Source organism: Streptomyces sp. TRM70350, assembly GCF_019219825.1.
Taxonomy (GTDB): Bacteria; Actinomycetota; Actinomycetes; order Streptomycetales; family Streptomycetaceae; genus Streptomyces.
Genome location: NZ_JAHUXH010000037.1, coordinates 30,704 through 51,760, shown reverse-complemented (window position 1 = coordinate 51,760; position 21,057 = coordinate 30,704). Strand labels below are relative to the sequence as shown.

16 protein-coding genes, 1 pseudogene and 1 riboswitch are annotated in these 21,057 nt (G+C 71.5%); of the genes and pseudogenes, 7 read left to right on the top strand and 10 right to left on the bottom strand.

Annotation, left to right across the window (positions count from 1 at the left end):
* Positions 1-165: 165 nt before the first annotated feature.
* On the top strand, positions 166-972 hold the full coding sequence (locus KWI83_RS33480) for a VOC family protein (RefSeq protein WP_218518150.1): 807 nt from the start codon (positions 166-168) through the stop codon (positions 970-972).
* Between the two features lie 66 nt (positions 973-1,038).
* On the opposite strand, the gene KWI83_RS33475 is transcribed toward KWI83_RS33480, so the two are convergent.
* From KWI83_RS33475 to KWI83_RS33460, 4 genes are read right to left on the bottom strand one after another with little or no spacing between them, the layout of a single operon-like run.
* Positions 1,039-1,686, bottom strand: coding sequence for a thymidine kinase (locus KWI83_RS33475; RefSeq protein WP_218518149.1), 648 nt, complete (start codon positions 1,684-1,686; stop codon positions 1,039-1,041).
* 46 nt (positions 1,687-1,732) lie between these two features.
* On the bottom strand, positions 1,733-2,929 hold the full coding sequence (locus KWI83_RS33470; RefSeq protein WP_218518148.1) for an alkaline phosphatase family protein: 1,197 nt from the start codon (positions 2,927-2,929) through the stop codon (positions 1,733-1,735).
* Positions 2,929-3,525, bottom strand: a complete 597-nt coding sequence (locus tag KWI83_RS33465; RefSeq protein ID WP_218518166.1) for a DUF5998 family protein — start codon at positions 3,523-3,525, stop codon at positions 2,929-2,931. Before KWI83_RS33465 ends, KWI83_RS33470 begins: the two co-directional genes overlap by 1 nt.
* 54 nt (positions 3,526-3,579) lie before the next feature.
* Positions 3,580-6,390 (bottom strand): bifunctional GNAT family N-acetyltransferase/acetate--CoA ligase family protein, encoded by a 2,811-nt coding sequence (locus KWI83_RS33460; RefSeq protein WP_218518147.1) that lies wholly within the window; start codon positions 6,388-6,390, stop codon positions 3,580-3,582.
* 178 nt (positions 6,391-6,568) lie between these two features.
* Here KWI83_RS33460 and KWI83_RS33455 point away from each other — a divergent pair, with 178 nt between their 5' ends.
* On the top strand, positions 6,569-6,850 hold the full coding sequence (locus KWI83_RS33455) for an HPr family phosphocarrier protein (protein WP_014675499.1): 282 nt from the start codon (positions 6,569-6,571) through the stop codon (positions 6,848-6,850).
* Between the two features lie 177 nt (positions 6,851-7,027).
* Here the strand turns inward: KWI83_RS33455 and KWI83_RS33450 are convergent, their stop codons facing one another.
* The 4 genes from KWI83_RS33450 to KWI83_RS33435 form a co-directional block, all read right to left on the bottom strand.
* Positions 7,028-7,723 (bottom strand): GntR family transcriptional regulator, encoded by a 696-nt coding sequence (locus tag KWI83_RS33450; RefSeq protein ID WP_218518146.1) that lies wholly within the window; start codon positions 7,721-7,723, stop codon positions 7,028-7,030.
* A gap of 186 nt (positions 7,724-7,909) precedes the next feature.
* Positions 7,910-8,674: a M23 family metallopeptidase gene (locus tag KWI83_RS33445; RefSeq protein ID WP_218518145.1), complete on the bottom strand. Its 765-nt coding sequence runs from the start codon at positions 8,672-8,674 to the stop codon at positions 7,910-7,912.
* A gap of 12 nt (positions 8,675-8,686) precedes the next feature.
* Positions 8,687-8,853: riboswitch (cyclic di-AMP (ydaO/yuaA leader) on the bottom strand.
* Positions 8,854-9,055: 202 nt separating this feature from the next.
* Positions 9,056-10,444, bottom strand: a complete 1,389-nt coding sequence (locus KWI83_RS33440; RefSeq protein WP_218518144.1) for a pitrilysin family protein — start codon at positions 10,442-10,444, stop codon at positions 9,056-9,058.
* Complete coding sequence (locus tag KWI83_RS33435) at positions 10,441-11,814, bottom strand: pitrilysin family protein (protein ID WP_218518143.1); 1,374 nt, start codon at positions 11,812-11,814, stop codon at positions 10,441-10,443. Before KWI83_RS33435 ends, KWI83_RS33440 begins: the two co-directional genes overlap by 4 nt.
* A 318-nt stretch (positions 11,815-12,132) precedes the next feature.
* On the opposite strand from KWI83_RS33435, the gene KWI83_RS33430 reads away from it, so the two are divergent.
* Positions 12,133-14,589: a DNA topoisomerase (ATP-hydrolyzing) subunit A gene (locus KWI83_RS33430; RefSeq protein ID WP_218518142.1), complete on the top strand. Its 2,457-nt coding sequence runs from the start codon at positions 12,133-12,135 to the stop codon at positions 14,587-14,589.
* Here KWI83_RS33430 and KWI83_RS33425 read toward each other — a convergent pair.
* Complete coding sequence (locus KWI83_RS33425; protein ID WP_218518141.1) at positions 14,586-15,665, bottom strand: GTP-binding protein; 1,080 nt, start codon at positions 15,663-15,665, stop codon at positions 14,586-14,588. The two genes, KWI83_RS33430 and KWI83_RS33425, sit on opposite strands and share 4 nt — an antisense overlap.
* 780 nt (positions 15,666-16,445) lie before the next feature.
* On the opposite strand from KWI83_RS33425, the pseudogene KWI83_RS39355 reads away from it, so the two are divergent.
* Both KWI83_RS39355 and KWI83_RS33420 read left to right on the top strand, forming a co-directional pair.
* Positions 16,446-16,682: pseudogene (locus KWI83_RS39355) on the top strand (hypothetical protein).
* Between the two features lie 95 nt (positions 16,683-16,777).
* On the top strand, positions 16,778-17,476 hold the full coding sequence (locus KWI83_RS33420) for a DUF6082 family protein (protein ID WP_256363160.1): 699 nt from the start codon (positions 16,778-16,780) through the stop codon (positions 17,474-17,476).
* On the opposite strand, the gene KWI83_RS33415 is transcribed toward KWI83_RS33420, so the two are convergent.
* Complete coding sequence (locus KWI83_RS33415) at positions 17,433-18,644, bottom strand: citrate synthase/methylcitrate synthase (protein WP_218518140.1); 1,212 nt, start codon at positions 18,642-18,644, stop codon at positions 17,433-17,435. The two genes, KWI83_RS33420 and KWI83_RS33415, sit on opposite strands and share 44 nt — an antisense overlap.
* A gap of 99 nt (positions 18,645-18,743) precedes the next feature.
* On the opposite strand from KWI83_RS33415, the gene KWI83_RS33410 reads away from it, so the two are divergent.
* Complete coding sequence (locus KWI83_RS33410; RefSeq protein ID WP_218518139.1) at positions 18,744-19,994, top strand: citrate synthase; 1,251 nt, start codon at positions 18,744-18,746, stop codon at positions 19,992-19,994.
* A 54-nt stretch (positions 19,995-20,048) separates the two neighbouring features.
* Positions 20,049-21,008 (top strand): sucrase ferredoxin, encoded by a 960-nt coding sequence (locus tag KWI83_RS33405; RefSeq protein WP_218518138.1) that lies wholly within the window; start codon positions 20,049-20,051, stop codon positions 21,006-21,008.
* Positions 21,009-21,057: the final 49 nt, after the last annotated feature.

The following is a 21,057-nucleotide window of genomic DNA, read 5'->3' as shown; positions in this document are numbered from 1 at the left end:
CGCCGCGAAACGGGCGAGAAACCGCAGATCGGGCAGCTTCCGGGCGCGGGGCGGAATGCGGCGGCGTGCCCGGAGGGCCGGACCCTGAGGGTGGTGCGAGCATCGGCACGGGGTCCGAGAGCGGAAGCGACGCGGCCACCGCGAGGGGCCGAGGAGAGGGTGACGATGACCGAGGCACGGGGGTCGGCCGACCGCAACGGGGGAGCGCACGCCCGGTACGCGCCCGGCACGCCCTGCTGGGTGAGCCTGATGGTGCACGGCCTGGCCGCGACCCAGGAGTTCTACGGGACTCTGTTCGGCTGGGAGTTCCGCCCCGGCCCGCAGCAACTCGGCCCCTACGTGCGGGCCCTGCTCGACGGCCGCGAGGTGGCGGGCATCGGCCGGCTGTCCCCGGACCGGCATCTCCCCATCGCCTGGACGCCATACCTGGCTTCCGACGACGTCGACCAGACCGCTGAGACGATCCGCCTGTGCGGCGGCACGGTCGGCGTGGGCCCTCTCGACGCGGAGGACGCCGGGCGCCTCGCCATCTGCTCGGACCCCTCGGGCGCCGTCTTCGGCGTCTGGCAGGCCGCGGCCCACCGCGGCACCGGCATCGCCGGGGTGCCCGGGACACCGGCCTGGCACGAACTGATGACCTTCGAGTCGGAGAGCGTCGCCAAGTTCTACAGGACCGTCTTCGGCTACCAGGAGGAACCGGTCGCCTCCACCGACATCGACTACCTCACCCTGCACCTCCACGGCCGCCCGGTCGCCGGTCTGCACGGCGTGGGCACGTCGCTGCCCCGCGACCGGGGCCCGCACTGGTTGACGTACTTCGAAGTCGCCGACACGGACGAGGCGCTGGACCATGTCGTCGGGCTCGGCGGACATGTGCTCAAACCGGCGCACGACAGCGCGCACGGGCGCGTGGCCACGGTGGCCGACCCCGAGGGCGCACGCTTCTCCCTGATTCAGGCAGACCGGCGTTGATTCAGGCAGACCGGTACTGATTCAGAAGGACCGGTACTGCGATGCAGACAGACCGGCGCTGACCGTTCAGCCCGGTGACACCGGCAGCACGTCGGGCGACAGTGCCGCCGCGTGCGCCGAAGCGGCCGTCATTCGGCGTCGGTGATGCCGACGGCACAGCACCTCGTAGCCGACGGTGTCCGCCTGGTTGACGTCGCCGACGACCACCTGGGCGCCCTCGACGACCATCTCGCCGCCGACCGTACGGGCGTTGTGCGTGGCCCGGGCGCCGCACCAGCACAGGGCCTCCACCTGGAGCACCTCGACCCGGTCGGCCAGCTCCACCAGTCGCTGGGAACCGGGGAAGAGCTTGGTGCGGAAGTCGGTCGTGATGCCGAAGGCGTAGACGTCCAGGCCCAGATCATCGACGACGCGCGCGAGTTGGTCGATCTGCTCCGGCGCCAGGAACTGCGCCTCGTCCGCGATCACGTAGTCCGCGCGCCCGCCCTGCGAGAGGTGGTCGACGAGGTACGCGTACAGGTCCATGCCGTCGGTGACCTCGACCGCGTCCGTCACCAGGCCGAGCCGGGAGGACAGCTTGCCCTCGCCGGCGCGGTCGTCGCGGGTGAAGATCATGCCCTGCAGCCCGCGCGCGGAGCGGTTGTGCTCGATCTGGAGAGCCAGCGTCGACTTCCCGCAGTCCATCGTTCCGGAGAAGAACACCAGCTCGGGCATGGGAAGTTGAGCACCTTTCGGCGGAGTATTCGAAAGAGGGCGGGTGTCAGGAGCGTACTTCGAGCAGCGGGACCAGCTGCTCGGCAGGGGTCATCGAGCCGTGGTTGCCGACCATCGACGACTCCTTGGGCTCCCGCTCGGACGCGATGAGCAGGACGTCGTCGCGGGCGGCCGCGACCACATCGCCGATGCGCGCGTACACCCGCTCGTCGATGTGCGGGCCGAACCAGCCCGCCGCGATCGCCTCGTCCCGCGAGGCCACCCAGAACTGCTCGCCGAGCACCTCGCGCCAGACGGTGAGTACGTCGTTCTCGGCGCCCGGCACCGCGTACACGTGCCGCGCGCGGCCCTCGCCGCCCAGCAGGGCGACACCCGCGCGCAGCTCCCAGTCCTCGTCGAAGTCGATGCGGTGCTCCTCGTCGAAGGGCACGTCGACCATGCCGTGGTCGGCGGTGACGTAGAGCGCGCTGCGCGGCGGCAGCTGTTCGGCCAGACGCTGGACCAGGCGGTCGACGTACATGAGCTGGCCGACCCAGGTGTCGGAGGCGAGGCCGAAACGGTGTCCGGCGCCGTCGAGTTCGGCGTAGTAGGTGTAGATGAGGCTGCGGTCCCCGGCGGCGAGCTGCTCGGCGGCGAGGTCCATGCGCTCCTCCCCGGTCAGCCGCCCGTGGAACGTTCCGCCGCTGAGCGCGACCTTCGTCAGCGGGGTGTGCTGGAAGCCGGGCGACGAGACCTGGGCGGCGTGCACCCCGGCGCGGTCGGCCAGCTCGAAGACCGTGGGGTACGGCTGCCAGGCGCGCGGCTCGGTCCACGGCTGCCAGCGCAGCTGGTTCATCAGCTCGCCGGTGGCCGGGTTGCGCACGGTGTAGCCGGGCAGGCCGTGCGCGCCCGGCGGGGTTCCGGTGCCGACGGAGGCCAGGGAGGTCGCGGTGGTCGCCGGATACCCGGCGGTGAGGGGGCGGCCCGTGCCGCCGCGTGAGGTGGCGAGGAGCGAGGTCATGAAGGGCGCTTCCGCGGGGTGCGCCGTCAGCTGCTCCCAGCCGAGCCCGTCGATCAGGAACACGCAGACCCGGTCGGCGGGGGTCAGCTCGGTGATCGCGGCGGTCATGCCGGGTACACCCATGCCCGCGGCCAGCGTGGGCAGCAGGTCGGCGAGCGAGCCCGTGCCGTACTCGGGGCAGGGGGCGGAGTCGACGGCGAGGGGCTCGGGGTGGTCGTCCCAGGCGTGTGCGGGCTGGGCCATCAGCGTGCGGGGTCCGCGGTCGCCTCTGAGATGGCCTGCGCGAACGCCAGCGCCTGGCGGACCGTGTCCGGGCCGTCCCCGGCCTCGCTGACGCGCAGGCTGAGGTCGTCCGCCGTCGAGTTGCCCGTGTAGCCGTGGTCGGCCTCGCAGTTGGGGTCGCCGCAGGCGGCGGGCTCCAGGTCGATACGCGAGACGGCACCCCAGCCGATGGTCAGCACGACCTCGCGCGGGAGGGTGCCCGGCGTGTACGACTCCGGATTGGCGACCACCCGGCTGACCACGACCGAGGAGATCCGGTCGAGCCTCACCGACTCCGTCGACGTCGTGGCGTACGGCGTCGGGGAGGTGCTGTCGGCGGCCTGCTCGTCGGTGTGGCTGACGATGAAGCGGTTGTCGGTGAGGACGAGCACGGTCACATGCCGTCGCACCTCGTTCTGGTCGAACGTCGTTTCCTGATGGACCAGGTACGACCGGACGGGCTCACCGCCCACAGCGGCCTCCACCGCCTCGGCCACGAGGGCCGGGTAGTAGCCACTGCGCTCGATCGCCGCACGCAGCCCCTGGGTCGTCGTACTGGTCTTGGCCATGCCGTCCATCCTACGGGGGCCCACTGACTGCGAGGCACCGCTCGGGCGGTCCAGGCCCGGGGCTCAGTACGTCGGCAGGGTCCGTGGGCCCAGGTCGTCGCGGGCGGGCGGCGGGGCCAGGCGGACGGAGGCGCCGAGGACGCTCAGGCCGTGCGGGGCGACGACGACCGGCTCCAGGGTGACCGCGACCACCTCCGGGTGGTCGTCGACCAGGCGGGACACCCGCAGGAGCAGCTGTTCAAGGGCGGGGGTGTCGACGGGGGTGGAGCCGCGCCAGCCGAAGAGGAGGGGCGCGGTCCGGATCGACCGGATCAGTGAGGTCGCCTCGCGGTCGGTGACCGGGATCAGCCGGTGCGCGGTGTCGCCGAGCAGCTGGGAGGCGGCTCCCGCGAGCCCGAAGGAGAGCACCGCTCCGGCGGCCGGGTCGATCACGGCCCGTACGACGGTGTCGACCCCCCGCGGGGCCATCCGCTGCACGACCGGCCGCAGCTCCTCGGGCTTGCCGAACAGCTCCGTCAACTCGGCGTACGCCCGCCGCAGTTGCTCCTCGTCCGCGAGATCGAGCCGTACGCCGCCGAGGTCGGCGCGGTGGCGCAGGTGCGGTGCGGTGGCCTTCAGGGCGACCGGGTAGCCGAGGGTGCGGGCGGCTTGCGCGGCGTCGTCGGGGGTGGGGGCGGGCAGGGCGCGGTGCACGTGGATGCCGTACCGGCCCAGCAGCTCGCAGGTTTCCTCCGTGCCGAGCGTGAGCCCCTGCCCGCGCGCGAGCAGCCCGCCGATCAGCTGCGCGGCGCCCTTCTCGTCGATGTCGTCGTACTCGGGCACCTTCCCGGGGTCGGCGGCCTCGCGCCGCCACTGCGCGTACCTGACGGCCTCGGCGAGGGCGCGGACGGCGCGTTCGGCGGCGGGGTAGGCGGGGATGAGGTGGGAGCCGGCGGGGGGCGGTGCGGGCGCGGTGCGCGCTTCCGGTTCAGGGGCCGGTCTCACTCTCGGACCGGCCTGTGGTGCGGTGCTCGCAGCGGCGGACAGCGCGTCCGCGAGCCCGCCCAGCTCCACATGCACCACCAGCACCGGCTTGGAGGGGACCATCGCCGCGGCCGACCTCAGGGCCTCCGCCAGCGCCGCGTCCCCCGCCGACCCCTCCCCCACCGCCGGTATCGCGGTCACCACGACGGCGTCACAGGTGTCGTCGGCCAGCGCCCGCGCCAGCGCCTCCCGGAAGTCCTCCGGTGAGGCCCCCGTCGTGAGGTCCAGCGGAGGCTGCGGCCGCAAACCCTCGGCCAGACAGGCGTCGTACGTCAGCAGTCCCAGCGACTCGGAGTTCCCGAGGATCGCCACGCGCGGCCCGTCCGGCAGCGACTGGCGCGCGAGCAGCAGCCCGGCGTCCACCAGCTCGGTGATCGTGTCCACCCGGATCACCCCGGCCTGCCTCAGCAGCGCGGACACCGTGGCGTGCGGCAGCCGCGTCGCCCGTACGGCGTGTCCTTGCGGTGCCGCGCCTCCGTGGCGTGCGCCCTGCACCACGACCAGCGGCTTCGCCGCCGCCGTCCGCCGGGCGAGGCGGGTGAACTTACGAGGGTTGCCGATGGACTCCAGGTACATGAGGACCACGTCGGTGTCCGGATCGTCGTACCAGTACTGGAGTACGTCGTTGCCGGAGACGTCCGCGCGGTTGCCGGACGAGACGAACGTCGACACGCCCGTGACGCCGGTGACCCCGCCCCCGCGCCGGTGCAGCCGGGACAGCAGGGCGATGCCGATGGCCCCGGACTGCGCGAACAGCCCGATCCGCCCGGGACGCGGCATCTCGGGGGCCAGTGAGGCGTTGAGCCGCACGTCCGGGGAGGTGTTGATGATCCCGAAGGCGTTCGGCCCGATGATCCGCATGCCGTACGCGCGCGCGTGCCGCACGAGTTCACGCTGGCGCTCGCGTCCCTCGGGCCCGCTCTCGGCGTACCCGGCGGAGAGCACGACGAGGCCCTGCACCCCGTGTTCCCCGCACTCGGTGACGACCTCGGGCACGTGCTCCGCGGGCACCGCCACGACCGCGAGATCGACGGGCCCGTCGATGTCCCGCACCGACCGGTACGCCGGCACCCCGTCGAGCTCCCGCTGTCCCTCGGGAAGCGCCCTGTTCACGGCGTGGAGACGGCCGGTGAAGCCGGCCTCCCGGATGTTGCCGAGCACGCTGCGGCCCACGCCCCCGGGCGCGCGCCCCGCGCCGACGACGGCGATCGAGCCGGGGACCAGCAGCCGCCGTACCGACCGCGCCTCGGCGCGCTGCTCACGCGCGCGTTGCACCGCGAGCGAGCGGTCGGTGGGTTCGAGGTCGAACTCCAGGCGTACGACACCGTCCTCGAAGCTGCGCTTCTGCGTGTATCCGGCGTCCGTGAACACCTTGATCATCTTGGTGTTGGCGGGCAGCACCTCGGCGGCGAAGCGGCGGATGCCGCGCTCGCGGGCCACGGCGGCGATGTGCTCAAGGAGGGTGGAGGCGACACCGCGCCCCTGGTGGGCGTCCTGCACCAGGAAGGCGACCTCGGCCTCGTCGGCCGGCGCGGACGCGGGCAGCCCGTCGGCGCCGATGCGGTCATAGCGTACGGTGGCGATGAACTCGCCGCCGATCGTGGCCGCGAGTCCCACCCGGTCCACAAAGTCGTGGTGCGTGAAGCGGTGGACGTCCTTGGCGGACAGGCGCGGGTAGGGCGCGAAGAAGCGGTAGTACTTCGACTCGTCCGAGACCTGCTCGTAGAAGCTGACCAGGCGCTCGGCGTCATCAACGGTGATGGGGCGGATGCGCGCGGTGCCGCCGTCGCGCAGCACCACGTCGGCTTCCCAGTGGGCGGGGTACTCGTGCCGGTCCGACGAGCTCTGCATGGGGCCCAGAGTACGGCTCGCGTCCGACAACGGCGCGAGGCAGTCTGTGGAAGGACGAACGCCGGACCGAGGCCGCGGTCCGGTGCCGCGTCCGGACGGGGCGAACACCCGTCCGGGCATGCTTCACGATATGGGAAACTGGTCTAGACAACCCTGAACACCTGAAGGGCAGCATCACATGGCTGAGCGCCGCGTCAACGTCGGCTGGGCCGAGGGCCTCCACGCCCGCCCCGCCTCCATCTTCGTCCGAGCCGCCACGGCCGCAGGCGTCCCGGTGACGATCGCCAAGGCGGGCGGCAACCCCGTCAACGCGGCCTCCATGCTGGCCGTCCTGGGTCTGGGCGCCCAGGGTGGCGAGGAGATCGTCCTGGCCTCCGACGCCGAGGGCGCCGACGCCGCGCTCGACCGTCTGGCCAAGCTGGTCTCCGAGGGGCTCGAGGAGCTTCCCGAGACCGTCTGAGCCCGCGCACGGCATTCCCGAGGCCGCGTCGCCCTTCCGGGCGGCGCGGCTTCGCCGTTTCCCGGCACCCTTGACCGCGTTTTCACAGCCGACGTCACGGGAATTCATGACACGTCGAAAAAGGGCAGCGGAAATACACCGCCGCCAAATATCTCTTCTTTGTATACGGCGCCCGTGTTAATGCCGCAGGCCTGACATGTTTACGCCGTGTTGCGAAGTTCTCACACGGTCCGCGCGGTCGCCGTTGCCGGAAAAACGGAGCCGGTGCGCGCCGGTCGCACGCTCGGTGTGCAGGGCCGTGATCGCCCGCGCGCGGTCGCTGTCGCCGCGCGCCACGGCGTCCACGATCGCGCCGTGCTCCGTCCAGGACTCCACGGGGCTGACGGGCGCCTCCACGGCGTACATCCAGGCGATCTTGTGCCGCAACTGGGTCAGCATCGCGATCAGCGCGGGGCTGCCGGAGGCCTGGGCGAGCGTCTCGTGGAACCAGCCGCCCAGGGAACGCAGGTCCTCACTGTTGCCCCGCCTGGCCCGCTCCTGGCCCAGCCGGACCAGGCCGCGCAACACCTTGAGGTGGGCCTCGGTGCGCCGCTGGGCGGCCCGGGAGGCACCGAGCGGCTCCAGCAGCATGCGCATCTCCAGCAGGTCGGCGGCCTCCTGCTCGGTCGGTTCCGCCACGCACGCGCCCGCGTGCCGCCGGGTCACCACGAAGCCCTCGGCCTCCAGCGTGCGCAGGGCCTCACGGACGGGGACGCGCGAGACGCCGTAGCGGCGCGCGAGGAGTTCCTCGGTGAGCCGGCCGCCACGCTCGTAGACACCCGCGACGATGTCGTCCCGGATCGCCGTGCACACCGAGTGCGCCGGAATACGCATGCCCGACCTCCGCCTTAATCCCCGTGAACGTCGACGATTGACGTGTGTTCCGTGACTCTATTGCAATGAGCCGGAATTTCCGATGGCGGGTCGGAATCCATGGATATTTTTTGGACATACAGGCGTACGACACGCCGAAAGCCCCGGCTCGGGAGCCGGGGCCACGGGAAGCGGGGTGATCCGCCCTCAGATGCTGACGCCGTGCGAGCGGAGGTAGGCGACCGGGTCGATGTCCGTGCCGTACTCCGCGGTCGTCCGGGCCTCGAAGTGCAGATGCGCTCCGGTGACGTTGCCGGTGGCGCCGGACAGGGCGATCTGCTGCCCCGGGGTGACCGTCTGCCCCACCGAGACGCCGATGGACGACAGGTGACCGTACTGGGTGTACGTACCATCGTTCATCTTGATCACGACTTGATTGCCGTACGCCCCACCCCAGCCGGCCTCGACCACGGTGCCGGAGCCGACCGCGTGCACGGGCGTGCCGCTCGCGGCGTGGAAGTCGACACCGGTGTGGCTGCCGGAGGACCACAGGGAGCCGCCGGCCCGGTAGCCGGTGGAGACGTAGGAGCCACTGATCGGCGCCACGTAGGTGTTGAGGCGCTTGCGCTCGGCCTCGCGGGCGGCGCGCTCCTTGGCCTCGCGCGCCTCCTTGGCCCGTTCCTCGGCGCGCTTCTTGGCGGCGGCCTCGGCCTTCTTCTGGGCGGCGGCCTCCGCGGCGGCCTGCTTCTGGGCGGCGGCCTGGGCGTCGATCTGCTCGGCGACCGCGTCGCCGATGGTGATGACCGGGAGGAGGCCTGTCTGCTCGGCCGCAGGCTCGGCGGCGACTGCGGGAGCGGCCAGGCTGCCGACGACTCCGGTGGTGGTGAGCGCCGCGAAGCCCGTCGCGTGGGCGGCGGTGCGCCTCATCCGGCTGGGACGGCGATGCTTCCCGGTGGCGCGCGTGAACGCCATGTAGTGGCTGGTCCTTTCCTTCCCTCTCGCCTACCGGGTTAGCTGACGGGTTCGGAGCAGGAAGGTCTCCTACGGACTCCCTCGCGTGCGCGCGGGCGTCCGATTCACCCCAGGGACTGCGTGGTTGGGTCCCCGGCTCCCCTGGCTCGCGCCGTACGGGGACTCGGCGATGACTGTCCGGTGCCGCGGGTGCGGCGCACTGCCTGACGAACAGCCTGGATGACGCTAAGCGGGACATCTTTCAAACCCCAAACGCATCAGGGAGTTTGTAGCGCATCCCACAGGGCAGACAGGCAACCTCTCCCCCAATTGGGACATAAAGGGGCCCTGGTGACGGATCCGTCACCAGGGCCCCTACGCGCGCGTGCCGTCCGGCGGCCTCTACTCGGCCGTCACGACGGTGACTCCGCCGATGCCGAGGGCCTCGACGGGCGCCTTGATCTGCGCCGCGTCACCGACGAGCACCGTCACCAGCCGGTCCACCGGGAAGGCGCTCACGACCGCCGCGGTGGCCTCCACCGTCCCGGTCGCCGCGAGCTGCTGATACAGCGTCGCCTGGTAGTCGTCGGGCAGGTGCTGCTCGACCTGGTCGGCCAGGGTGCCCGCCACCGCCGCCGCGGTCTCGTACTTCAGCGGCGCCACACCGACCAGATTCTGCACGGCGACGTCCCGCTCGGCATCCGTGAGGCCCTCCGCGGCGAGCGTGCGCAGGACCGTCCAGAGGTCCTCCAGCGCAGGGCCGGTGTTCGGCGTGTCGACGGAACCGCTGATGGCGAGCAGCGCGGCGCCGCTGCCGTCGGGGGCGGAGCGCAGCACCTGGCCGAACGCGCGCACCCCGTAGGTGTAGCCCTTCTCCTCGCGCAGCACGCGGTCCAGGCGGGAGGTGAGGGTGCCGCCCAGGCAGTACGTGCCGAGCACCTGGGCCGGCCACACACGGTCGTGCCGGTCGGGGCCGACGCGGCCGATCAGCAGCTGCGTCTGGACGGCGCCGGGGCGGTCCACGATGACCACGCGGCCGCTGTCGTCGGCGGTCACCGGCGGCACCGGCCGCGGCTGCGCCGGGGCGCCGGTCCAGCCGCCCAGGGTGTCGCCGAGCAGCGCGTCGAGGTCGACGCCGGTGAGGTCGCCGACGACCACGGCGGTGGCGGTGGCGGGGCGGACGTGCCGCTCGTAGAAGGCGCGTACGGCGGCGGAGTCGATCTTCGCGACCGTCTCCTCGGTGCCCTGGCGCGGGCGCGACATGCGCGAGGAGGCCGGGAACAGCTCCTTGGAGAGCTCCTTGGCGGCCCGCCGGGCCGGGTTGGCCAGCTCGTGCGGGATCTCGTCGAGACGGTTGCGGACCAGCCGCTCGACCTCGCTGTCGGCGAACGCGGGCGCCCTGAGGGCGTCGGCGAGCAGTCCGAGGGCCTTGGGCAGCCGGGAGACCGGGACCTCCAGGCTCAGCCGGACGCCGGGGTGGTCGGCGTGCGAGTCGAGGGTGGCGCCGCAGCGCTCCAGCTCGGCGGCGAACTCCTCGGCGGAGTGCTTGTCGGTGCCCTCGGAGAAGGCCCGCGCCATGATCGTGGCGACGCCGTCGAGGCCGGCCGGCTCGGCGTCCAGGGGCGCGCCCAGGAGCACCTCGACGGCGACGACCTGCTGGCCGGGGCGGTGGCAGCGCAGCACCGTCAGGCCGTTGTCGAGCGTCCCGCGCGTGGGGGCCGGGAACGCCCAGGGGCGGGCCTCGCCCGCCTGCGGCTGTGGGTGGAATTCCATCGTGGCGAGCTCGGTCACTGGGCCGCCTCCTCGGTGTCGTCGGTGGCGGCGGCTTCCGCGCCGTCGCTGTCGTCGGTGGCTTCGGGGGCGGTCGGCTCGTAGACGAGCACCGCGCGGTTGTCGGGCCGCAGGCGGGCCTTGGCGACCTCCTGGACCTCCTCGGCCGTCACTTCGAGGACCCGCTGGACGGCGGTCAGGGCGAGCTTCGGGTCGCCGAACAGCACGGCGTACCGGCACAGTTCGTCGGCGCGGCCGGCGACCGTGCCGAGCCGGTCCAGCCACTCACGCTCCAACTGGGCCTGTGCGCGTTCCATCTCCTCGGCCGTCGGGCCCTCCTCGGCGAACCGGGCGAGCTCCTCGTCGATGGCGGACTCGATGACCGGCACCTCGACGTCCCCGGACGTCTTCACGTCCAGCCACCCCAGGGAGGGCGCTCCGGCCAGCCGCAGCAGGCCGAACCCGGCCGCCACCGCCGTACGGTCCCGTCGGACGAGCCGGTTGTACAGGCGGGACGACTCGCCGCCGCCGAGGATGGTCAGCGCGAGGTCGGCCGCGTCGCACGCGCGCGTGCCGTCGTGCGGGAGCCGGTAGGCGGCCATCAGGGCGCGCGCCGGGACCTCCTCCTCGACGACCTCGCGCAGCTGCCCGCCGATGATCTCGGGCAGCGAGCCGTCGCGCGGGGCAGGCTTGCCGTCGTGCGAGGCGATGGAGCCGAAGTACTTCTCGATCCAGGCGAGCGTCTGCTCCGGGTCGATGTCGCCGACGACCGACAGCACCGCGTTGTTGGGCGCGTAGTAGGTGCGGAAGAACGCGCGCGCGTCCTCCAGGGTCGCCGCGTCCAGGTCGGCCATCGAGCCGATCGGCGTGTGGTGGTAGGGGTGGCCCTCGGGGTAGACGAGGGCGGTCAGCTTCTCGAAAGCGGTCCCGTAGGGGACGTTGTCGTAGCGCTGCCTGCGCTCGTTCTTGACGACGTCCCGCTGGTTCTCCATGGACTCGTCGTCGAGGGCCGCGAGCAGGGAGCCCATGCGGTCGGCCTCCAGCCAGAGGGCGAGTTCCAGCTGGTGGGCGGGCATGGTCTCGAAGTAGTTGGTGCGCTCGAAGCTGGTGGTGCCGTTGAGCGAGCCGCCGGCGCCCTGCACCAGCTCGAAGTGCCCGTTGCCCTTGACCTGGGCGGAGCCCTGGAACATCAAGTGCTCGAAAAGGTGAGCCAGGCCGGTACGTCCCTTGACCTCGTGGCGCGAGCCGACGTCGTACCAGAGGCACACCGCCGCGACCGGGGTCAGGTGGTCCTCGGAGAGCACCACGCGCAGGCCGTTTTCCAGGCGGTGCTCTGTCGCTGTCAGGCCGCCGGAGCCTGCCTCGGCTGTGGCCGTGTGACCCATGGGCATGTACGTCCCTTCGATCGCGGTGCGGTCGGGAAACCGCGGATTTCCTGCCAGTCCTGCCACTGTATGCAAGCGCGCGGACCTGGTGTGAAGTTCCCGGAACGCATCCGCTCTGAGCAAGATCCGGGTCGCCCGCCGCGAGGGCGTAGCCTGCGGGGCAGCGCGGGGCCGGCGGCCGACGTCGGGTCCAGGGTCCGCGTTGTCAGTGGCGCGGTCCACAATGGTCCGCGTCAGATGCCGTTCACGCTTCAGCAAGAGTGAGCCGCAGGGACCTGAGCGCCCCGTGGGCGAACGATCAGAAAACAGGAGGAGCCGGCAGCGATGGCCCGCCGCAGCACGAAGACCCCGCCGCCCGACGACTCGTACGAGGAGCGGATCCTCGACATCGACGTCGTGGACGAGATGCAGGGCTCCTTCCTCGAGTACGCGTACTCGGTCATCTACTCCCGAGCCCTGCCGGACGCCCGTGACGGTCTCAAGCCGGTGCACCGCCGCATCGTCTACCAGATGAACGAGATGGGCGTCCGCCCCGACCGCGGCTACGTGAAGTGCGCCCGCGTGGTCGGCGAGGTCATGGGTAAGTTGCACCCGCACGGCGACGCGTCGATCTACGACGCCCTGGTCCGCATGGCCCAGCCGTTCTCCATGCGCGTGCCTCTGGTCGACGGCCACGGCAACTTCGGCTCGCTGGGCAACGACGACCCGCCCGCCGCCATGCGGTACACCGAGTGCCGGATGGCCGAGGCCACGAGCCTGATGACGGAGTCGATCGACGAGGACACGGTCGACTTCGCGCCCAACTACGACGGCCAGGAGCAGGAGCCGGTGGCCCTGCCCGCCGCCTTCCCGAACCTGCTGGTCAACGGCTCGTCCGGGATCGCGGTCGGCATGGCCACGAACATGCCGCCGCACAACCTGCGCGAGGTGATCGCGGCCGCCCGCCACCTGATCAAGCACCCGAACGCCGATCTCGACGCCCTGATGCGGCACGTCCCGGGCCCCGACCTGCCCACCGGCGGCCGGATCGTCGGCCTCTCCGGGATCCGCGACGCGTACGAGACGGGCCGCGGCACGTTCAAGATCCGGGCGACGGTGTCCGTGGAGGACGTGACGGCGCGCCGCAAGGGCCTGATCGTCACCGAGCTGCCCTTCGCGGTCGGCCCGGAGAAGGTGATCGCCAAGATCAAGGACCTGGTCGGTTCGAAGAAGCTGCAGGGCATCGCCGACGTCAAGGACCTCACCGACCGTGAGCACGGGCTGCGCCTGGTCATCGAGATCAAGAACGGCTTCGTGCCGGAGGCGGTCCTGGAGCAGCTCTACAAGCTGACGCCGATGGAGGAGTCCTTCGGCATCAACAACGTCGCCCTGGTCGACGGCCAGCCCCTCACCCTGGGCCTGAAGGAACTCCTGGAGGTCTACCTCGACCACCGCTTCGAGGTCGTGCGCCGCCGCTCGGAATACCGCCGCGGCAAGAAGCGCGACCGGCTGCACCTGGTCGAGGGCCTGCTCACGGCCCTGGTGGACATCGACGAGGTGATCCGCCTGATCCGCTCCAGCGAGAACTCCGCGCAGGCCAAGGAGCGCCTGATGGAGCGCTTCGGGCTGAGCGAGGTCCAGACGCAGTACATCCTGGACACGCCGCTGCGCCGCCTGACCAAGTACGACCGCATCGAGCTGGAGGCCGAGAAGGACCGGCTCACCGCGGAGATCGAGGAGCTGACCCGGATCCTGGAGTCGGACACCGAGCTGCGCAAGCTGGTCTCCTCCGAACTGGCGGCGGTGGCCAAGAAGTTCGGCACCGAGCGGCGTACGGTCCTGCTGGAGTCGGCAGCCGCCCAGGTGGCCACCGTTCCGCTCCAGGTGGCCGACGACCCGTGCCGGGTGCTGCTGTCGTCGACGGGGCTGCTGGCCCGTACGATGAACGCCGAGCCGTTCCCCGAGGGCGCCGCCGCCAAACGCACCAAGCACGACGTGATCGTCTCGGCGGTGCCGGCCACGGCCCGCGGCGAGGTGGGCGCGGTGACCTCGACGGGCCGACTGCTGCGGATCAACGTCATCGACCTCCCGCAGCTCCCGGAGACCACGTCGGCGCCCAACCTCTCGGGGGGCGCGCCGCTCGCCGAGTTCGTCTCCCTGGAGGACGACGAGACGGTGGTCTGCCTGACCACGCTCGACGAGTCCTCCCCGGGACTCGCGCTGGGCACGGAACAGGGCATCGTCAAGCGCGTGGTGCCCGACTACCCGGCCAGCAAGGACGAGCTGGAGGTCATCACCCTCAAGGAGGGCGACCGGATCGTCGGCGCGGTCGAGCTGCGCACGGGTGAGGAGGACCTGGTCTTCATCACGGACGACGCGCAGCTGCTGCGCTTCCAGGCCTCGCAGGTCCGCCCCCAGGGCCGTCCGGCGGGCGGTGTGGCGGGCATCAAGCTGGCCGAGGGTGCCAAGGTCATCTCCTTCACGGCGGTGGATCCGGCGGCGGACGCGGTCGTCTTCACGGTCGCGGGCTCGCGCGGCACGCTGGACGACTCCGTGCAGACGACCGCCAAGCTGACGCCGTTCGACCAGTTCCCGCGCAAGGGCCGGGCGACCGGCGGAGTGCGCTGCCAGCGGTTCCTGAAGGGCGAGGACTGTCTGTCCTTCGCCTGGGCGGGCGCCGCTCCGGCGCGGGCCGCGCAGAAGAACGGCTCGCCGACCGGCCTCCCCGAGATGGACCCGCGCCGCGACGGCTCGGGCGTGTCCCTGGCGAAGCCGGTGGCGGCGGTGGCGGGGCCGGTCTAGACCGGAGGCTCCTCGGGGTCCGGGCCGTCCGGATCCCGCGCATCCGGTACGTAGCGCAGGACGCCCCACATGCCGTGCTCATCGGCGTGTGGGGTGTCGCTCTTGCACGCCGCGAGCTCCTTGTCGAGGGCGGGGACGTCGATGCCGGCGCCGATGAGGACGAGCTGGGTGAGGCGTTCGCCGTCCGGACCCCAGGGCTCCGGGTAGAAGCGGAGGAACCGCCCGACGGCGTGCACGGCGTAGCGGTTGCGCGGGTCGTGCGGGCCGAAGTCGACGTAGCCCTTGATCCGGTAGAGGCCTTCGGGTCGACTGTCGAGGAAGGTCATCAAGCGGCGCGGGTCGAGGGGCACTTCGGAGACGAAGGAGAGGCTGTCGTAGGCGGTGTGCAGATGACCGCCGTGCTCGTGCTCGTGCTGGTCGTGATCATCGTGCAGGTCGTCGAAGGACAACTGCCCGATGCGCTCCCGGGAGGGTCGGCAGTCGAAGAGGAACTCGGGGTCGACACGGCCGTATGTCGCCGGAACGACGGCGGCGTGGTCGGTGAGGGATCGGACGAGGGCGAGGACGTGCTCGGCGTCCGGCGCCCGGTCGGTCTTGTTGACCACGACGAGGTCGGCGAGGGCGAGGTGCCGGTCGATCTCGGGATGCTTCGCGCGCGTGTCGCCGAACTCGGCGGCGTCGACGACCTCGACGAGCCCGCCGTACACGATGCCCGGATGCTCGCTGGCCAGCACCATCCGCACCAGTTCCCGGGGCTCGGCGAGTCCGCTGGCCTCGATGACGATGACGTCGATCCCGGCATCGGGGCGGGCCAGCCGTTCGAGGTAGACGTCCAGCTCACCGGCGTCGACGGCACAGCAGAGGCAGCCGTTGCCGAGGGAGACGGTGGAATCCCCCAGCGCCCCGGCCACGGCCATGGCGTCGATCTCAATGGCCCCGAAGTCGTTCACGATGGCGCCGATACGGCTGCCTCCGCTGCGGTGCAGGAGGTGGTTGAGCAACGTCGTCTTGCCGGAGCCCAGGAATCCGGCGAGTACGACGACCGGGATCTGCTGGGGACTCGGGCTCTGGCCCACCGTGCGACCTCTCTCACGCCTACGCGCACACCGGTTCACGGCCCGGCGCGCCTACGGAACTTGTATGCCGGGCCAGGATACGAGCACGCAGAATCTCCGCGAAGTGAACGATTGTTAGCAGCACGAGCGGGGCAGACGTTGGGCATGGCGCCGGTTCGTGCGACCCTCGCTTCCTTCCGTGCGCGTCCTCGCCGCCTCCCAGCCGACCAGAGCCGCTCGGCACCCTGGGAGACGGCAAGACCCTGGGAGACGGCAAGCGCCGCCCATCGCTCGCCGGTCCCCTCCACTCGACCCGCACCCCGACGACCGGCGGACGGCCGCCTGAATCGGGGGTTGACCGCCGCGGACGCGGTCATGGCGTCGGCTGCGCTTCTTCTCGCTGTCCTGTTCGTGCGACGCCACACGATCGACTCGCTCGAGGCCATGGACAGCGCGGAGCTGGACGAAGTGCTCGACTGTTTCGACGGGCACGGGGCGGCGACGCGGGGCCGGCGCGACGCTCTGCCCCCTGGATCGGACGAGGCAGAGTTGGGGCGCCTGGTCGATGACGTCCTTCGCCACCTCGGGGAGAGGGACAGGGACGAGTGGTGGCTCGTCGGCGAACCACCCGACGCACAAGAACAGGTCAAGTCCACAACTGCGCACGACGCCACCGCGGTTACCTTCCGCATGACGTACAACGGTTCTCACGGCTGGGTGAAGACAGAGTTCCACAAGCACGCACCATCAGCCGGAGCAGTAGTGTGCCCGCCCCTCAGTCGCGGACCAAAGGAAATCCAATTGAAGATCCTCCGTCGGATCGGCGCATCTCCACGTGAGCGAGGCAGCGTTGGGGCCCCCATTGCCCTGACCTCTTCGAACTGTCCGACGGGAACTTCGCCGTAATCGGTACGGACGCCACCGAGGCGCTGGAAGCGCAACTCCCTGACGACGCACCCCCGGGCGGATCACGAACGGATCGTCATCGTCACCAGGGAGACCCTGGTGAGGGCCAAGAAGGACATTCCTGAGGCCTGATCCCAGGTAACCGACTCCGGCGCCGTGCTCGTCCTCCCCACCCGGTTTCCCGCCCCAGGCGTCGGGCAGTATCCCGCCGACCTGGGGAGGGATTCATGGCGCATCGACGTTTGAGTCAATCGCTGATCTGGTTCTGCGCATGGGGAGCGGCGGCGATCGCCGGAACGATCCTCGTGGGTGTCGCCTCCATCGCGGTCAGCGGCTGGCTCGTCAGTGGAGTCGAGGAAGCCAACGGCGGACGACAGACAGCGATGGAACGCAGCGCCCTCGGAAACTACTTCGGAGGGATGAGCGCCGTCTTCTCGGGCCTGGCGCTCCTTCTCCTCGTAGTCACCTTGCTGTTCCAGCAACGAGAGCTGCGTATGCAGCGCCAGGAACTCGCGTTGCAGCGCCAGGAACTCATCGCCTCGCGGGACGAATTGCGCCGCAGTGCCGAGGCGGACCTGCGCGCACTGCACGTGCAGCTGACTCAGATGGTGATGGACGACCCCCACCTGGCGCACGTCTGGAACGACTATCCGGACGAGGAACCCGAGGTGGTTCGCCAGTACCTTTTCGCCAACCTGACTTTCGGCCATTACCTACTCGTGTACAAGTGGGGAGGAATCACCGAGACGGCATTACTCGAGTACGCCCGTTCGTTGATACGGAGCCCCGCGTTCCAGCGCTATTGGGCGGCGTCGCGCGCAGCGAAGGAGGGCCTGCCGCCCGACAGCGACGAAGGAAAACTCTTCCGGATCATCGAGCAGGCTATCCAGGAAGCGCGGAACGGCGGCCCTGCAGGCGCCTCCTGACGTCAGCCCCCTCCGGCACCGTCCTGTGCGGCTCCGGCCCCACATACCGCGCCGCCGGGCGAATGATCTTCGAGTCTCGGGACTGTTCCAGGATGTTGGCGCTCCAGCCGACCACCCGTGCCGCGGCGAAGGTGGGGGTGAACATCTCCCGGGGCAGGCCGCAGAGTTCCATGACCACGCCGGCGTAGAACTCGACGTTGGTGTGCAGTTCGCGGCCGGGCTTGAGCTCGGCGAGGATCGCCTCCACCCGGCGCTCGACCTCCATCGCGAAGTCGACGAGCGGCCCGCCGAACTGCTGGGCGATGCCACGCAGCATGCGGGAGCGGGGATCTTCGGTGCGGTAGACGGGGTGGCCGAAGCCCATGATGCGGTCGCCGGCGAGGACGCGTTCCCGGATCCAGGGGTCGATGCGGTCCACCGTGCCGATCGCGTCCAGGGTGTCCAGCGCCCGGCTCGGGGCGCCTCCGTGCAACGGCCCCGAGAGCGCTCCGACCGCGCCCACGAGGCATGCGGCCACGTCGGCGCCTGTGGATGCGATGACCCGCGCAGTGAAGGTTGATGCATTGAATCCGTGATCAATGGTTGAGATCAGGTATTGCTCGACCGCACGAGCACGCTGCGGATCCGGCTCCTCGCCCGTCAACATGTACAGGTAGTTCGCCGCGTACGACAGGTCCTCGCGCGGGGGCACCGGAGCGAGCCCCCTCCCCAGCCGGTGCAGCGCGGTGAGCACGGTCGGTACGGCCGCGGTCGCCTCGAGCGTGTCCTCGCGCCGCCGGTCCGCGTCGGTGTCGTACAGCGGGCGGAAGCCCTGCGCGGCACCCAGCAGGGAGAGCGCCGTGCGCAGCCCGGCGAGCGGACCGGAGCCGCCGCCGGCCGCCGCGATGGCGGGCAGCGCCGCCGACACCTCGCCGGGCAGCCGCCGCAGCGCCGCGGTCTCGGCGGCGAAGGCGGCCGCGCGCACGGCGTCCGGCAGTTCGCCCTCGACCAGGAGATGCCAGACGTCCTCGAAGGGGCGGGTTTGCGCGAGCTCGACGGCCGAGTACTGGCGATAGTGGTAGAAGCCCTCAAGACCCCGTACGTCACCGATCTCGGTGTCGGTCACGACGACGCCCGCGAGTCCTCGCGGTACGTCGACAGGAGTGGATGCGGACCTGTTGACGGACATGATTTCCTCCCTGGACTTGATGCGACTGTCCATGATTGACTAGACGTCTGTCAATGTTGATTGCATCAACATTCCGGCCAGGCCGCTACGGTGACCCCCATGCGCGATCAAGAACCCGGCCCCGTCGGGCGGCGGCTGAGCACCAAGGAGGCCGCCGAGCTGCTCGGCGTGAAGGCGGAGACCGTGTACGCCTACGTGAGCCGCGGCCAGCTCAGCAGCCATCGCACGCCCGGCGGCCGGGGCAGCACTTTCGACGCCGAGGAAGTGGAGGCGCTCGCCCGGCGCAACAGGCGGGACAGCGGCGGGAGGCCGGCCCACGCCGCCGACATGGCCGTCCGCACCCGCATCACGCTGATCGACAAGGACCGGTACTACTTCCGGGGCGTCGACGCGACCGAGCTGGCCGCGCGCCACAGCTACGAGGAGATCGCCGAGTGGCTGTGGACGGGTCGGCTGCGCCCCGGGATCACCTTCACCGCGCCCGAGGACTCCGTCGCCGTCGCCCGGCGCGCGGTCGGCGCCCTGCCCGAGCACAGCGGCCCCACCGACCGGTTGCGCGTCGCCGCGGTCGCCGCCGCCAGCGCGGACCCGCTGCGCTTCGACCTCTCCGAGGAGGCCGTCCTGGGCACCGCGCGCGTGCTCATTCCCACGCTCGTCGCCGCGCTGCCTCCGGTGCGCTACACGTACCGCGACGAGGGCCCCCTGGCCCAGCGCCTCTGGGGTCGGCTCAGCCAGCGCGACCCCGATGACGCCTCGCTGCGCGCCCTGGACACGGCGCTCGGTCTGCTCGTCGACCACGACCTGGCCGCCTCGACGCTCGCGGTGCGCGTCGCGGCGTCGGCCCGGGCGCACGCCTACGCGGCCGTCTCGGCCGGGCTCGGCGTGATCGAGGGCCCGCTGCACGGCGCGGCCGGCGGACTCGCGCACCGGCTGCTCATGGAGGTGTTGGAGCAGGGCGACGCGGCGCCCGTGATCGCGGCGGAGCTGCGGGCCGGCCGCCGTATCCCGGGCCTCGGCCACCGGCTGTACTCCGGTGAGGACCCGCGCGCGCGTGCCCTGTTCGCCCTGCTGGAGGACATGCCCGACGCCGAGCCCGCCCTGGCCGGCGCCCGGGACGTCGTGGCCACCGCCGCCCGGCACGCCCCGCTGCACGCCAACGTCGACCTGGCGCTCGCCGTGCTCACCGCGTCCTGCGGGATGCCCGCCACCGCCGGCGAGACGATCTTCGCGGTGGCCCGTACGGCCGGCTGGATCGCCCACGCCCTGGAGGAGTACGGCGAGCGGCCCCTGCGGATGCGCCCCAGCGGCCAGTACGTGGGTCCGCGGCCGCCGCAGCCCCTGCCGGAGTAGGACACAGGGACGTCCGGAAGCCACCCTGGACGAAGTCAGGTTAGGCTCACCTCTGTGAGTAGGTGTGCAACCGTCTCGCGGGACCTTGACGAGCCCGTTTCCGGAACCGCTGCGACCGCCAGGACCTGGCTCCTGGTGGAACAGCCGGGTCCGTGGGGCGCCAGGGCGCTCACGTCGAGCCACCTGGACCCCGCGCTGGGCCGAGCCCTGGAGGCGGCCGCGAAGGGCACGGGCGTACGCATCGCGCTCATCCGCCGCCCCGGGCGCCACGCCGACTGTGGCACGCCCGCTGCCCGCCAGGTGTACGCGGCCCACACCATGCCGGGCAGCGCATGGCTGCGCGCCGCCACGACCGACGACCCGTCGCAGTTGCTCGGCCTCGACTTCACCGCCCTCGGCATGGGTGACCACCACACCTTCGACGCCACGCTGCAGGGCCGCCCCCACACAGGTGCCCCGCTCGCCCTCGTCTGCACGAACGGCAAGCGCGACCGCTGCTGCGCCCTCCTGGGCCGCCCGTTGGCGACCGAGCTCGCCGCGTCCGGGATGGGAGGCATCTGGGAGGTCACCCATTTGGGGGGTCATCGCTTCTCGCCGACGGTGCTCGTCCTGCCGTACGGCTACGCGTACGGCCGCGCCGAGGCCCACACCGTCAAGGACGTCCTGCACGGCGTCCAGGAGGGCCGGATCGTCCTGGAGGGCTGCCGTGGCCGCTCGGCCTGGGAGAGGCCCGGTCAGGCGGCCGAGCTGGCCGTGCGCACGGCGGTCGGCGAGTACGCGGCGGACGCGCTGAGCGTCGTACGGACCGAGAACGCCGTACGCACGGACGGCGCCGCACCGCGCTGGGAGGTGACCGTCGCCCATGCGGACGGACGCCGCTGGCGCGTGATCGTCGCCCAGGGTGTGTCGCTGCCCCCGCGCGCGGAGAGCTGCGGCACGTCGATCCTGGGCGCACCGGCGCGGATGGACGTGGTGGCGCTGCGCGAACTCAGGCCTTCGGCGCTCGCGAGCTGACACCGCCCGGCGCAGAGCACCGGACCCTGCAGGAGATCCGCCCCACCCC